This is a genomic window from Paraglaciecola mesophila KMM 241 (genome assembly GCF_000315015.1).
Taxonomy (GTDB): Bacteria; Pseudomonadota; Gammaproteobacteria; order Enterobacterales; family Alteromonadaceae; genus Paraglaciecola; species Paraglaciecola mesophila.
This window is the reverse complement of the sequence record NZ_BAEP01000075.1, coordinates 31546-45919: the sequence shown is the minus strand read 5'-3', so window position 1 is coordinate 45919 and position 14374 is coordinate 31546. Positions and strand designations below refer to the sequence as shown.

Annotated in this window: 13 protein-coding genes and 1 tRNA gene; 4 read left to right on the top strand and 10 right to left on the bottom strand. The window is 42.9% G+C overall.

Annotation, left to right across the window (positions count from 1 at the left end):
* Positions 1–148: 148 nt before the first annotated feature.
* The 7 genes from GMES_RS22530 to GMES_RS18100 all read right to left on the bottom strand — a co-directional run bounded on the left by GMES_RS22530 (position 149) and on the right by GMES_RS18100 (position 8246).
* Positions 149–328 (bottom strand): RHS repeat-associated core domain-containing protein, encoded by a 180-nt coding sequence (locus GMES_RS22530; RefSeq protein ID WP_006994228.1) that lies wholly within the window; start codon positions 326–328, stop codon positions 149–151.
* A 43-nt stretch (positions 329–371) separates the two neighbouring features.
* Positions 372–965, bottom strand: a complete 594-nt coding sequence (locus tag GMES_RS18125) for a hypothetical protein (protein WP_039987771.1) — start codon at positions 963–965, stop codon at positions 372–374.
* Between the two features lie 9 nt (positions 966–974).
* Complete coding sequence (locus GMES_RS18120; protein WP_006994226.1) at positions 975–1271, bottom strand: hypothetical protein; 297 nt, start codon at positions 1269–1271, stop codon at positions 975–977.
* A gap of 539 nt (positions 1272–1810) precedes the next feature.
* A complete protein-coding gene (locus GMES_RS18115) occupies positions 1811–2308 on the bottom strand; it encodes a hypothetical protein (RefSeq protein WP_039987769.1) in 498 nt (165 codons plus the stop codon).
* Between the two features lie 27 nt (positions 2309–2335).
* Positions 2336–2959 carry an RHS repeat-associated core domain-containing protein gene (locus GMES_RS18110; protein ID WP_006994224.1) on the bottom strand — a complete coding sequence of 208 codons (624 nt, stop codon included), beginning with the start codon at positions 2957–2959 and terminating at the stop codon, positions 2336–2338.
* A gap of 177 nt (positions 2960–3136) precedes the next feature.
* Positions 3137–3367 (bottom strand): hypothetical protein, encoded by a 231-nt coding sequence (locus GMES_RS18105; RefSeq protein WP_006994223.1) that lies wholly within the window; start codon positions 3365–3367, stop codon positions 3137–3139.
* Positions 3357–8246, bottom strand: a complete 4890-nt coding sequence (locus GMES_RS18100; protein ID WP_226990337.1) for an RHS repeat domain-containing protein — start codon at positions 8244–8246, stop codon at positions 3357–3359. The genes GMES_RS18105 and GMES_RS18100 overlap by 11 nt, the downstream gene beginning before the upstream one ends.
* A gap of 373 nt (positions 8247–8619) precedes the next feature.
* On the opposite strand from GMES_RS18100, the gene GMES_RS18095 reads away from it, so the two are divergent.
* Positions 8620–8835 carry a hypothetical protein gene (locus tag GMES_RS18095; RefSeq protein WP_039987768.1) on the top strand — a complete coding sequence of 72 codons (216 nt, stop codon included), beginning with the start codon at positions 8620–8622 and terminating at the stop codon, positions 8833–8835.
* 202 nt (positions 8836–9037) lie between these two features.
* On the opposite strand, the gene GMES_RS18090 is transcribed toward GMES_RS18095, so the two are convergent.
* Positions 9038–9123, bottom strand: a tRNA-Leu gene (locus tag GMES_RS18090).
* A gap of 243 nt (positions 9124–9366) precedes the next feature.
* On the opposite strand from GMES_RS18090, the gene GMES_RS18085 reads away from it, so the two are divergent.
* The gene (locus GMES_RS18085) at positions 9367–9873 is read left to right on the top strand and encodes an RDD family protein (protein WP_006994220.1); all 507 of its coding nucleotides are present in this window, start codon (positions 9367–9369) and stop codon (positions 9871–9873) included.
* 29 nt (positions 9874–9902) lie between these two features.
* Here the strand turns inward: GMES_RS18085 and lptG are convergent, their stop codons facing one another.
* A complete protein-coding gene (gene lptG / locus GMES_RS18080; protein WP_006994219.1) occupies positions 9903–10964 on the bottom strand; it encodes an LPS export ABC transporter permease LptG in 1062 nt (353 codons plus the stop codon).
* On the bottom strand, positions 10961–12067 hold the full coding sequence (lptF, locus tag GMES_RS18075) for an LPS export ABC transporter permease LptF (RefSeq protein WP_006994218.1): 1107 nt from the start codon (positions 12065–12067) through the stop codon (positions 10961–10963). Before lptF ends, lptG begins: the two co-directional genes overlap by 4 nt.
* Positions 12068–12354: 287 nt before the next feature.
* Between lptF and pepA the strand changes: the two genes are divergently transcribed.
* The gene (gene pepA / locus GMES_RS18070; protein WP_006994216.1) at positions 12355–13860 is read left to right on the top strand and encodes a leucyl aminopeptidase; all 1506 of its coding nucleotides are present in this window, start codon (positions 12355–12357) and stop codon (positions 13858–13860) included.
* Positions 13861–13886: 26 nt separating this feature from the next.
* On the top strand, positions 13887–14357 hold the full coding sequence (locus GMES_RS18065; RefSeq protein ID WP_006994215.1) for a DNA polymerase III subunit chi: 471 nt from the start codon (positions 13887–13889) through the stop codon (positions 14355–14357).
* The last annotated feature ends 17 nt before the right edge of the window (positions 14358–14374 follow it).

Here is a 14374-nt window from a genome sequence, read left to right as displayed (position 1 = left end):
GTCATAACGTCATTTACAAACGCATCTGCACCTGCCAAAACAAGCGACTCGATCCGGGTATTAATCCTGTAGCAGTGCTCTCTAGGTAGTTGACGAGCCTGTCTCTCAGTATTTTTTAAAAAATCAGTTAAAGGTTTAAATACCTCACTTAGATCTCCATTACCAGGATCAGTATCCTTGTGGGGATTGTTGTCGCATAAATATACTGCCACAAACCGCGTGTTGGGTTATCTCGCTCCACGTGTCCAATAATATCAACCGGATCATTTAAGTAAAAACGCCCAATCACCGGATCGTAGTAGCGGGCTTGCATATAAAGTAATTGCAAACACGATCCTCCTATTTAGGCAGAGTAAATTAGTTAGTGGATGTTATGCGAATGCGGCAGCAACGCCCTTAAGACTGTTAATGAGCTGAGTTTTGGGATGAACGAAGACGTCATCATTGATTTTCAGTACTACCGCTTTAAGCACATCAGTAGTGCTGCCAATACTCGTTTTAAATTTGATGTTATCAATTTCCTTAGAGACTTGTCTTCCTTTCAGCGAAATACGTTTTTGAGCCACGCCTTTTGCAAGATCGCTTTCAAGATATTTAATAAGGCCTTTGACGGATGTTTTTTGTTCTGACAGGTTGTGCAGATAATACTTAATTAACGCATTAGAAAAGTCTGTACTACCACCTAGCTCCATACTGGCTAAGTTGAGCATGTCAACCATGTGAGCGGGAACTCTAGTCTCCACAGCTTTCTTATGAGTATCTAATTGCTTTTTAATGGCAGGTGTTGACTGGTGAGGAATTAACACAACCTCGTTACAACTATCACATACACCCGCTAATGCATTTTTGACGGTGCCACTGCCATCACTAAAAGGAACATCACGTAACATAAAGGTCGCGTCAGTCAGCGATTGACATGACTCGCATACCGCCTTTTGTTTGTCGCCTACTTTATAAATCTTCATGACCTTACCCTAGTGATGAACACTGATAAATACACTATCAGGCTCAATAAAATACCATTTGATGTACCAACTTTGACCTTGGTAACGTGTCTTTAAAATATGTACATCGATTTTTGAGACAACATGATGCTTGCTCAGCGCGTATTCATTGCCCTTTGCTCTAGCAATAATACTACTGACATCATCTTCAGAAACTTGCCCCGTCACCAATAGGTTTTTGACATCAATCGCCTGTCGTTGCTCATGTTGGATGTTGCCAGATGCTAAACAAGCTAGCACCTGACCTTTCACATCTTTGAATCCCATAATACAAACCATAGTGTACGCAAATTTACGTACACTTCAAGTATTTTCATCTTCACTCCATTATCCTTTGTTCGCTTGAAGCTGATGGGTGACTGTTATTGTAGACCTTGTTTAATACTTTCTTGGTAACATGAGTATATATCTGAGTGGTTGATATATCTGCATGACTGTTCTGGACAGCTCCAACGGGACACTCTCTTTTGAAATATTTCATATTTAATCGGTGACATATTGCCATTTAAAGTTGTTATTAGTAATCCAAGTTCAGCTAAACCTGTGGCGAACTCAAATGCAATAAAGCTAAACGGCACAATCGAACTACCAAAAGAAAAGTGATTAAAAATACCAATCATGCATAAATAACAAAAAGGAAATCAACATGGCTGATCACGATAGATTATCGGAACATCCTCCCTAATATATTCTTTTAAATACGAAAAAGCCCCGCGAGGGCGAGGCTTTGGATTCAAAAGGCAATTATTGTTTTTTGCTAACCTTCTGTTCGAGTGAGCGAGGAGAGATTCAATGCGGCTATCTCATTACAATCTTTTACTTGATTTCCAAATTGAATATAAACCGAAAAATATGAATAAAAAAGCAACCGCAGCTACTTCTTTTTTTCTGCTAGTAACTTTCCAATTTTTTACTATCTCGCTGTAGGACATTATAGTCTCCCCTCTCGAACTTATTCCAAAAACCAGACGGAATACATCATTGGAAGAATATGGAATATAATCACCGTTAGATTTCACAGATATTACAACTTCTTTTTCTTTCAAATTATGCAATAAACTTGATATTTGTCTTAAGTTACCAGTCCTATGAGATAGAAAAAACACATCTTCAAAACCGTCAAGTTTTATTAATATTCCATCTGTTTTCTCGACAATAGATTCAATATTTCCTCTAATCTCCAATATAGATTCTGGTGATGGCACGTCAATATCAGCTAACACAACTTTATATATCAGCAAAAAAAAACCAAACAAAATACTTAAGGCGGAGCCTAGTTTTTTTAAAATTGGTTTACGATTCATTTACAAACTCTCGTCAAATAAAAGCATTTATTTTAATTCATTTTTGATTTCTACTGCTGTCGTACTTATTGCAGTAGCTGTTGCGGTCGAAGTAACTGTTGCTACCCCCGCACTTAAAGGAACTGACGAACCTACACCAGCAATAAAACCTTCGACTGTAGCAGATGCGACTCTATCAACAGTACCTTCAGTTGGAGAGCTTGTGATGCCTTCAGTAACGATTTGAGATGCGCCACCTGATATAGCACCAGTTAGTCCACCTTCAGCTAACGTAGCTGCTGCTTTTAATGTACCTGGCGCTTTACTACTAATTTTCACTGCTGCCTCAGTAATTGTGCCTGTAGCTTTCCCTCCCGTAAACAAACCTATGCCCACACCAGCCAGAACCGACAACCCTACATCTAACTTAGATGACCCTTCAATACTAGTCGCAGCCTTATATGCAGTATACCCACCGATACCAGCCCCAATTGCATTCAAAATCCATTGCCCATTTGGATCTGTATACTTATACGGATTGTTAACAGCATACGAATATCGGTTAAACCCTCTAATGCCTTCTTCGTTACTTAGATGAGAAATAGCATCAACAGGATCATTCGAATAAAACCGCCCGATAACTGGAGCATAGTATCGTGCCTGCATATACATTTGTCGACACGACCAATCATAGTAACAATCAATAAAATATAGTTAACACAGTAAGTTAAGAGTATAGGTTAATCTATGAATGTGAAATGATGGAAAATAACAAAAGCCCTGAGAGTGCGAGGCTTTTGATTCAAATTAACATGAAAGTCTGACTAATTAATTTTGTGTATGTCCATTTTATTTTTCATCGACATCTTCTTTTCCAAAAAAAATCAAATAAAGAAGATAACATGCAACACCTGCAACAAAAATGATGCCAGACCAGAACAAAAAGGGAGAACCATCCTGCTCGAATCGACTTCCTCTTAACCCAATAAACCCACGTTCAAACGAAAATTTTATGTACCAAAAACACAATATAGATAACGCCGATAAAAATATATTAATGCCACTTAATCTACTTTTCATCCTTTTCCACCTCTATATTCTTAGCTTCATTATCAGCTTGAATCGAACCACCAAAAATTCCTACAACTTGGGACACAACATATATTGCAGCTTTAACTTTGTTTGTAGGCATTACTTTACCAGAGTTACTAGTTATATCCGTAGCCGCTGTATCTGTTAGTGCGGATGCAGTAGCAGAGGTTGTACTTGTCATAGTGTCATTTAAAAATGCATCTGCACCTGCCAAAACAAGCGAAGCGACTTGGCCCCCTGGTATTAATCCTGTAACAGTGCTTGCTGTCCCAAGACTTTCCGCTGTTGCCTCTCCTGCGATACGACCACCTTCAACCAAACCGTCACCCACAACTTTAGATGTTGCCTTTAGAGCATTAGGTAATTGACGAGCCTGTTTCTCAGTATTTTCAAAAAAATCAGTTAAAGGTTTAAATGCCTCACTTGGATCTCGACCATCAGGATCGGTATATTTATAGGGGTTATTGTTGGCATAAGCATAGCGATTAAAGCTATGCACACCACGGAATCCAATAGGATCATTCGAATAAAACCGCCCGATAACTGGATCATAGTATCGTGCCTGCATATAGGTTAAGCCAATATCTGTATCATGCTTGTGCCCTGTATAACCAATTTCATTTTCTCCGGTTTCTGCATTGGAGTGCCCCCACTGAAGTCCAAACGGGGCATATCTAATCCGCTTAGTCACACTGCCCGCCGAATTAGTCTTAGCAGCACTCGTTCCGAGTAAATCACCGTGGATGTATGTTAGGCTCCCTGCGCCGGTCTGAGCGACTAATTGACTGTTTAAATAGTAGTATTCCCGATTAGCACCGTTGATGTTTTCCTGCACCAACTTTCCATTCAGCATAGAATACATAGAATATCGAATACCATTACTATCGTTAGCCTTTACCCGCTTATTATGCCCATCGTACACATATTGATTGCCACCCGCCTCAGTCATTTGGCTAGCTAAATTGTAGTGAAATCGGTGGAAGCCGTTATCAGTAACCGCCCCTCTATGGTCATAATTAAAATCATAATTTCGACTACCACTGGTAGATTGCAATTGCTTTTTACTGTTGTAGCTATAGTGGATTGTCCCAACGATAGAGTCGAACTTTGTAATATTCCCCATTGAGTCATAATTCATATCACCTATGAGGGCGCTGTTAGATTTTCGAATGTTATCAAGTCGATCTAGTTGATCGTAGCCAAATCGTAAATCATAAACACTAGATTGTTTATCGTCCCAAAAGGTTAGATTACCATTCGCGTCGTACGAGTATTGGTTGTATAGCACATTCGTACCTCCGCACTGAGTACGTTGAGTATAGGGTAAGCCACTACTGCGGAGAGATTTGCTATTCACACACCCATTCGACTGCTTATAACTTTTGTACTGGCCGTCTGGGTGGAATAAAACGCTGTTGGCGAAAGCACCAACATATCTAGGTTGACCTAATGCATTAGGGTGATAATCTACCTTTCGTCCGGATGGATAAGTGGTTCTATGTAAATTTCCTGTACTGTTGTAAAGATAATTGAATGACCAATCGATATTGTCGACACGCAGGCGCTCTATCAAAAGATTTCCAAGGTCATCATAAGTGTAATTTTGGGTAGCATTGCCAAAACTTAATCGCGTAAGCCTTTTGTTTTTATCGTACTCGTACACCTTACTAGGTGTGCCGTCACCGTATGATACTCGTTTCACCTTGCCTAAATTATCATAGCTAACCGTCGTTTTGTCTGAAGAGCTAACGGAGTAATCACAGCTATTGGTGCTACTATTTATCGAGCTTCCGCGTGAAGACCATTCTGTTTTGCCCAGCGCATTTTTGAAAAAAGCTACGTTGCCAATATCAGGGCGGATCGTTTTACACAGTTGTTGATATGAATCATAAACCCGAGATTCAGTCACTCCACCTTGTCTGATAGACGTAACATTTCCGTATACGTTGTACGCCAAAGTTGTGCTCACTCCGTGAGGAGAAGAAATAGTAAGGAGTCGCTTTAGTTCAGGCGTGCCATAAGCTAAAAGTTTGCTAGTGGTTTTGTAACCTCTGTTGTTAGTTACTTGGACCCTATTACTTGAAAGGTAACTGTAAGTTATGGCACCAGCGGTCGTATTGTCCTCTTCTTTTAGAGCTCGTCCAAGTGCATCATATCTAATAGATACACCATAAGGAGTGGCGTTGAGGCTATATGGTTTGCTCTGATATGTAGGCCGATTAAATGAATCATAATTCGTTCGGGTGAAACGTTTAGTTTCACTCTCTCTAGAAGTGTCCGACTCTTTGGTCATTCTAGGCCGAAGTAAATTATCATAAAAAGTCAGGTAGCTATAATTTCCCCTTTTTATCGTCCTTTTTAACATGCCGCGCCTGACGTGGGTGTATCCCTCACTATTCGCTGTGGTGTTATAACTAATAGAGGTACTAAGCCACTTACTATTACACGGATCGATTAAAGTAAGGCGTCCAATTGAATCATAACGATAATTAACGCAGTTCCCGATAAAATCTGTGTGTTTAGTCACCCAACCGTTGGCATCGACCTGCTTATATGCATACTGACTAGACGTGCTAAGGCTTGAGGGAGTCCTAATTGTTTGAGCTACTCCTCGCTTATAGTTAGACAATGCCACCCAGCGGTTCGTGCCGTTATAGTGAATTTGGTTTGGTAACCCTGCGTTCACTCCCGAAGTATGGTAACTGGTATTTCGTGTATGCCAGCGCCCATAAGAATAGTAATAGTTAGGTAGAGATTTATAGCTACCCGATGAACTGTGATAAGACGTCTGACTAGTCGTTTTGTAGTTCGAGCCATTCGCAGAAATTGCTGTTTTAGCGTGTAACCCCAACAGCCAGTGCCGTGTATCGTGGAAATAGTTCGTTTTAGTATACCGCTTTTGACTTCCAGTCGAATTGTATTCGTATTTAAGACTAGGTAAGTCATAACTATCAAAACTCGAAAATTGAGTTACATAATTATCACTGTCATTGAAGCTTGATATTTGTGTGATTATGCTTTTTGTTAACCTCTGAATCTGCTCAGCCGAATAGCCATTTTTAATATCGTTAGCTGAAAAAGGATCTTGTGATCCTGTAACATTGAGGTACATTTTAGCAGTGCCGTGGAATGCACCATTTGCATACGTCATAGACTTACGCTGCAGTAAACTGCCGGAGCTACTATAGGTTTCAACATAGCGCAAATTGCCCTGACTCGAACCATGCTTTCTGTCAAAATAGTGTATTTCTTTGGAGCCATCATGATGCTCCAATGTTGTAGAAGATAGATGGGCTGTTTCCACTCCGCTGACACCAAAACTAAGGCGATGTCTCGCTCTAATCGTCTCACCTCTAAATAAGCCTTCGTTACTTGAGTATGTATAATTCCACTTATATTGCTCGCCTGACGTCAGTATTATAGATTTATCTCTCAGTGCAAAAGTGGCATATGCTTTAGGAAACCAGAAACTGTCAACCCCACTTCTAGATGGATCAACTTTTCTTAGTTTGGGAATATTAGATTGTCCGTGACAAACCTCATCGACGACGAAACTTCCTCGTGCCCCTTCGGGGTGAGTAATATCAACGAAGTCCCTAGCACCTCCTTCTATGCAATCTATCCCTCTCGTGGGTATTTGACTATGTTTTGCAATATTAACGTGCCACCAAAAAGTGTTCGACGACGACTTATCATGAGCAAATCTCCAACGCTTTCCATCTGGACGCTCTACCTCTTTTAACGTACTTAACCGATAGTCATCGTAGCGATATCTCCATTGTCTGCCATTTGCAGTAATGCTCTCAATTCGACCGTTCCTGCTACTAATTGTGATATTTCGGCCGTCATTTGCATATATCCGAGTTACAAGCCCCTTAGAATCATATGCATACTTAACCCAATTCCCAAAGCGGTCTTGTATTTTGGTAGCCAGCATAAAATAATGATATTGCGGATATCGAGATAGTCTTGGCGCGTCTCCTAGAGGAGCTAACGTTGGCAATGGGCAATTGCTTCTACATTGGTGAACTTGAGGCTGAAGATTTAAGTCTTTGATTGAACGTACTATTTTTTTCTGAGTGAAATAATAAGTTAATCCATCCTTCGTTATTACTTTAAACCCTTCGTGACCAGTACCTGTGTTTGTTACGCAGTCTACTTTCCAGTTCAGGTTGTTGTATCGCTTGTGTGAAGAATCCCCAGATTTGGTAGTTAACTTCACCGTCCCTTTTCCAGGAATATATATGGAATCTCCATTCCAATACCCATTAGAATGAATATAGTACGAAGTGCCACCTGTACTTGTAGAAAAAGACGGATTAGCGTTAAGTGGGCTAGTACACGCTTTTCCTTTAGGCCAATAGGCCGTTTTATAATTACCGCTTCTATCCGTTATATAAGTGGAGCGGACATGTGGTATTGCTAAGCTCCAATTTTCAAACTCAAGCGACTCTTTAAACCAAGAATCTGGATTTGAAAGTGTCCTAGTTATAGCTACAGGAATTGCCGAGTTTCCAGGTAAAGAGATATCGACTTGCTCAAATCGAATATCACCTGTGAACATACTTATCTTATCGCCAAACAACCCAGTGGTAAGTGACGCTAATTCCGGGGTATCGTTGATATTTTCGAAAATATTATAGCCATAATCTTTTACTTCAAATGCACCGGAGAATCCATCACCGCCATCATCGGGTGGGCCAAAAGAAGACAGAGCTTCTGCGGCATCTTTAGTGTGGAGCGAGTCTGGTGAAGGAATTTCTACTACGACTTCAACTTGTCCAATTATTGGAAGTGAAATCAATATAAGTATTGCTGCGATAGGGTATAACTTTAGTGAAAAAAATAGTGAAACCATGCTCATCATAGTCCTCTTGCATATAAAAAACGAATGTGTAATTGGTTTATTACTACCCATGCGCAACGTATATTTTTGAATGACTATGACCTATAGCGTTAAAACTGATCTAAAACAGGTTGAAAAATCACACCAAGCATTTACTAACTAAACCTTCATTCTGGGTTAGTGGATAGAATACAGAGTAGAACATCTAGGTAAAAAAACAACTCGACACAGCGAAAACGCTTCACCTTTAAGTAGGCCTTCAACCAACTCAAGGGTGAAGGGGGATTTTTAGCTGCGCAGCAGCGCCCTGCTGAACGACCAGACATGGATGTCTGGGCTGGGTGCCGATCATCAGGGGTGAAGAGGGATTTTTTAGCTGCGCAGCAGCGCCCCGATGAACGACCAGACATGGATGTCTGGGCTGGGGGAATTTCATCAGGGACGTGTTAACACTGAACCCAAACCTCAGATACAAAAAAACCAACTAAAAAGTTCGTTTGAATGTTTGGTACCAGTGGGTGAAGCGGGATTTTTAGCTGCGCAGCAGCGCCCTGCTGAACGACCAGACATGGATGTCTGGGCTGGGGGAGTTTCATCAGGGGCGTGTTAACTCTGTACTCAATACATCCAAGAACCCAAATCCCAGTCACAAAAAAACCGACATAAGTCGGTTTATTGCTATCTCTTTCATTGGTAGAAAGAGATGGTACCAGTGCGGGCTCGATGGGACCGACCTTCGGCCGACGCGCATGCGTGGTGACTTTGTGAATTTCAGGCACAAAAAAACCAACTAAAAAGTTGGTTTAAATGTTTGGTACCAGTGGGCGGACTCGAACCGCCACGCTTATTCAGCAACGGATTTTGAATCCGTCATGTCTACCAATTCCATCACACTGGCAAAGGTGCTTTCAGGTTGCGTGCAACCTTTAAGAGCGCCGCATTATAGCGATTTACATCACGCGCGCAAGTGATTTTTTGCGTTGCTGTTTTAATTGCTCAACTTATCGTCAACTTTACCATTTTTGCTATCGTCCCTACCCTAACCCTCACTAACTATGCGAAACTGTTAGCATGAAAATATCGCCATTAAACGCTTACACTTTTGTATGCTGAATTTCGCTTCACCTGAGAGAACGCCCTTTTGACTTCTGAGCATTATTACCGCGCTGGTTTTTTTCGTCGCTTAGCCGCGATTATTTACGATATTTTAGTCGCTGTTGCTGTTGGGATGTGCGCCGCCATGGTGATGTTGGTGGCTATGTTGTTGCTAGTTGAAAATAACGTGCTGAATAACCAGGGTTATGAGCATTTCAGCGACTTAATTCAACATGCATCTATTTATCAATACGTATTACAAGGTTGGGTTGGCACTTGGGTTATCGCGTTCTTTTTGTGGTTTTGGCGCAACGGCGGCCAAACAATCGGTATGCGCGCGTGGCGCTTACGTATTGTAAGTACCAGTGACAACCCTTTAACTTATACCCGCGCATTTGTACGTATGGTGACGTCATTCTTGGGTTTAGGTACCTTGTTGGTATTATTGGATTATAAGCATAAGCAATCGCTGCAAGATCGCATTGCGGGTACCGAAGTGATTTGCTTAACGAAAGAAGCCAACCACCATCGCAGTTGGCGTAATCTGAATTAGCTGGTTAGTGATACTGACTGAAAGCGCCTTTAACGGCGCAGCAGATGTATGGAAATCCCAGTAAAAACAACACTCGGTAAAATAGCACCTATAAACGGCGGTATATGGTAAACCGTACTTAACGAGCCAAACACTTCATTACTGACAAAAAAGCCGAACCCTGTCAGCACGCCCATGATCACTCGCGCGCCCATAGTAACACTGCGCAGTGGGCCAAAAATAAACGATAAAGCCATTAACAACATCACGCCAACGGACACTGGTTGCAATACTTTGCGCCACAGCGCCAAACGATAACGCTCCGAATTTTGGCTGTTATTCTCTAGGTAATTCACATAATCAATCAGGCCGCGGATCGACAAAGCTTCCGGTTTAATGGTCACTACACCTAGCTTGTCAGGCGTTAACGATGATTCCCAAGCGCCATCGGCAGCGTCTTGTACTTGGATGCGGTTATCAGAAAACTCCGTAGATTGAACATGGCTCAACTCCCATGATTTATCTTGATACGTTGCGCTTTCTGCAGTGGTAATTTGGCGCAAATACAATTCGTTATCGAACTCGTAAATACTCACGTCCCGCAGAGTATCTTTATCGACTACTTCGCCGATACTCACGAAGTTATCACCGTCTTTGGCCCACACTAATCTGTCAGATGAGAACAAACTGCCGCCCGATATCGCTTGGGTTCGAATTTCTTTGGCTTTGGTTTCACTAACTGGTGCAACCCACTCGCCAATGACCATCACAAACAACACCATTAAAATAGCGGATTTCATGGCTGATATAATAATGTTCCAGCGGCTTTGCCCGGCAGATTGCATCACCACCAATTCACTATTACTGGCGAGAATACCCATGCCAATTAAGCCACCAATCAAGGTCGCCATAGGGAAAAACTGCTCAAGCTCACGGGGCAAACTTAAAAATACGTATACGGCTGCCACCGTCATGTCATAACTACCCCGGCCCACGCTTTTCATTTGCTCAATAAATTTAATGAGTGCGCTTAAGCCAACGAGTACGCCTAAGCTCATGGCTGTGGTGCTTAATAACGTGCGAGCGATGTACCAGTCGAGGATTTTAATCATGCTTTGCCCCCTCGCAAACGTGCTCTTATTCGCACGCCCACAGGCCGCCCTTTAAATATCAATGTCATACCGATAATGCCAATCACAGCATGTACCCACCACAAGCCAAGCATAGGCGGTATTTTGCCGTCTTCGAGCACTTTACGCCCGGCAAGCAACAACAAAAAGTAGCCAAGATACAGCATAAGCGCAGGGAACATTTTACCGAAGCGCCCCTGTCGTGGGTCAGCTGCGCTTAAGGGCACAGCAATAATTACCAAGAAGAATAAGGATAATGGAATAGCAAAACGCCATTGCAATTCGGCTATTGCATCAATGGATGAGTCTTCAAACAATTGCATTGTGGTATAGGCTGATAATTTGCGGCGCTTTTGCTCTGCTTCTTGCTCAGCAATTTGAATTTGATACTCGCCAAATTCGACCACGCGGTAGTCCTTTTCACCGAGTGTACCTTCGTACTGAATACCATCGCCTAACACTAACGTTTCAGACCCGTCAGGCAGTTCACGCAAGCCGCCTTGTTTGGCGTAAACTAAGTGCACATTTTGGCTGTCGGTGGTGGTGTCGTGTTGTGCCATAAACACGCGTTTGAGCGGTTCACTGTCGTTACCGATTTCATGCACAAAAATAACTGCTTTTTCATTGGCCGTTTGTTGAAAACGCCCAGGAATTAACGTGGTTAAACCGGTATCTGCCCCCGCTTGTTCTTCAAGTTGATATTCTCGCTCTACTGACAGGGGCGCAATCCATAATGTCATGGCACCTGTTATCAACGCCATGATCACAGCTAGCACAAGCATAACGCGAGTCACGTACCATTCGCTGATGCCACACGCCCGCATCACAGTCATTTCGCTGTCTACGTACAAGCGACCATGAGCAAGCATGATCCCTAAAAATAAGCTCAGAGGTAAAATAAGCGAGGCCAATACAGGCATACTCAAGGCCAAAAAACCCAGGACCAAGCTAGCAGGAATGTCACCATTAGAGGCTTCAGAAAGCACTCTAACAAATTTATTGGTAATAAAAATGGCCATCAAAACCAGAAAAACGGCAGTTTGGGATTTGACAGTTTCTTTGACTAAATAACGAAATATCAGCACGCAATATCCAACACAAAAGTGGTAATTTTAGTGGCAAGCTACAAAATTTTAAGTAAACTTAACGTTTTCACACGTTTCATTTGCAATGTGTGCCATTTTAAAGCGCTTGCCCGCACGTAATTTACAGATTATGTCTGGCTTGAGCTCTTCTTGCAATTGCAATGAAACGCTGTTTATAAAGATAACGCCGTAGCGCTTTGCACAACATCATAATAACAAAATTAAAAAGCTCAGTGTTACAACCAGTATGTAATGACAGATTAACAGTTTCGTGACGAGGATGCCCCGTGGAATTTAGTGTAAAAAGTGGAAGCCCAGAAAAACAACGTAGTGCCTGTATCGTGGTCGGTGTATTTGAACCACGCCGCTTAACCTCAGTGGCCGAACAATTAGACGAAATCAGTGGTGGCTATCTAAGCAACCTATTACGCCGCGGTGACTTAGAAGGTAAACCGGGTCAAATGCTATTGCTACACCATGTACCAAATGTACTGAGCGAGCGCGTATTGTTGGTCGGTTGTGGTAAAGAGCGCGAGCTAGACGAGCGCCAGTACAAGCAAATCATCTCAAAAACCATTAAAACCTTAAATGAAACGGGTTCAATGGAAGCCGTCTGTTTCTTATCAGAACTACATGTAAAAGGCCGAGATACATACTGGCGCGTGCGCCAAGCGGTAGAAGCTACCCAAGACTCCTTGTATACCTTCTTGCAATTGAAAACCAAAAAAGGTGAACCTCGCAGACCACTGCGTAAAATGGTATTCAATGTGCCAACGCGCCGCGAGTTAACGATTGGTGAGCGCGCAGTGGAGCACGGCTTAGCCGTATCACTAGGCAGCAAAACTACGCGTGACGTAGCCAACATGCCACCCAACATCTGTAACCCTATGTACCTTTTCGAACAAGCCAAAGCCCTTGAAGCTGAGTACGAAAATTTGCACGTTGACTCTGTTAACGAAAAGCAAATGGATGCCCTAGGCATGCATTCTTACCTTGCGGTAGGTCGTGGCTCTGTGAATGAATCCATTATGACCATAATGGAGCATAAAGGCGGACCTGCTGATCAAGCGCCTATCGTACTGGTCGGTAAAGGCTTAACCTTCGACTCAGGCGGTATTTCCATTAAGCCTGGCGAAGCCATGGATGAAATGAAATACGACATGGGCGGCGCAGCGGGCGTATTGGGTGCCATGCATACCATCAGCGCACTTAATTTGCCTATTAATGTTGTGGGCATATTAGCTGGCTGTGAAAACATGCCGGATGCCAACGCCTATCGCCCTGGTGACATTTTAACTACCATGTCAGGTCAGACCGTTGAAGTGCTAAATACTGATGCCGAAGGCCGTTTGGTATTGTGCGATGCATTGACTTACGTTGAACGCTTCGACCCAGAATTGGTTATCGATGTAGCCACCTTAACCGGTGCCTGCGTTATCGCTCTTGGTCACCACGCAACGGGTGTATTCAGTAACCATAACCCTCTTGCCCATGAGTTAGTAAATGCGTCAGAGCAAAGTGGCGACAAAGCATGGCGCATGCCGCTGTGGGATGAATACCAAGATCAATTGGAAAGCCCATTCGCTGACATGACCAACCTAGGTGGTCGCCCGGCAGGCTCAATCACCGCAGCGTGTTTCTTATCTCGCTTTACCCGTAAATATAACTGGGCGCACATGGACATCGCTGGTACAGCTTGGGTTGGCGGTAAAGAAAAAGGCTCTACTGGTCGCCCTGTACCTATGCTATCTCAGTTCTTAATGAACCGAGCAGGCATTGAGTCAGAAGATTAGTCAGCAATTAATAAACGGAAAACCTGATGTCAAAGGTCACGTTTTACCTGCTTGAACAAGAAGCAGAAGCAACCAGCCAACAGCCAGCGCACCTTGCGCTGGCTTGTCAATTGGCGGCCCAGTGTTTTAGCAATAAACAGCGCTGTGTGGTGATGTGCCAAAGTCAAGCACAAGCAGAACAGTTCGACGAGCTATTATGGCAACTGCCTAACGATCGTTTTGTGCCCCACAACCTCACTGGCGAAGGGCCTCAAGCGGGTACCCCTGTTGAGATTTGCTGGCAACGCCCAAGCCAATTTAACAAGCCGGTACTGATTAATTTGGCTGACAACATGCCTGATTTTCATAGCAAATTCAGTCGAATTTTTGATTTCGTGCCCGCCGCAGATGCCCTCAAGCAACAAGCACGTGAGCGCTATAAGCATTATCGAGCCGCCGGCCACCAACTAGATACGTTACCCAGCACTGAGTTACTCAACTCCCTCGCTGGTCATTAGTCATCGCAATAACGAGA

Excerpts from the sequence above, each read along its gene's own strand:
- GMES_RS18065 (WP_006994215.1), top strand. The coding sequence starts at position 13,887 with ATGTCAAAGGTCACGTTTTACCTGCTTGAACAAGAAGCAGAAGCAACC.
- lptG (WP_006994219.1), bottom strand. The coding sequence starts at position 10,964 with ATGATTAAAATCCTCGACTGGTACATCGCTCGCACGTTATTAAGCACC.
- GMES_RS18120 (WP_006994226.1), bottom strand. The coding sequence starts at position 1,271 with ATGGGATTCAAAGATGTGAAAGGTCAGGTGCTAGCTTGTTTAGCATCT.
- GMES_RS18110 (WP_006994224.1), bottom strand. The coding sequence starts at position 2,959 with ATGTATATGCAGGCACGATACTATGCTCCAGTTATCGGGCGGTTTTAT.
- GMES_RS18105 (WP_006994223.1), bottom strand. The coding sequence starts at position 3,367 with ATGAAAAGTAGATTAAGTGGCATTAATATATTTTTATCGGCGTTATCT.
- GMES_RS18100 (WP_226990337.1), bottom strand. The coding sequence starts at position 8,246 with ATGATGAGCATGGTTTCACTATTTTTTTCACTAAAGTTATACCCTATC.
- GMES_RS18095 (WP_039987768.1), top strand. The coding sequence starts at position 8,620 with ATGAACGACCAGACATGGATGTCTGGGCTGGGGGAATTTCATCAGGGA.
- GMES_RS18115 (WP_039987769.1), bottom strand. The coding sequence starts at position 2,308 with ATGAATCGTAAACCAATTTTAAAAAAACTAGGCTCCGCCTTAAGTATT.
- GMES_RS18125 (WP_039987771.1), bottom strand. The coding sequence starts at position 965 with ATGAAGATTTATAAAGTAGGCGACAAACAAAAGGCGGTATGCGAGTCA.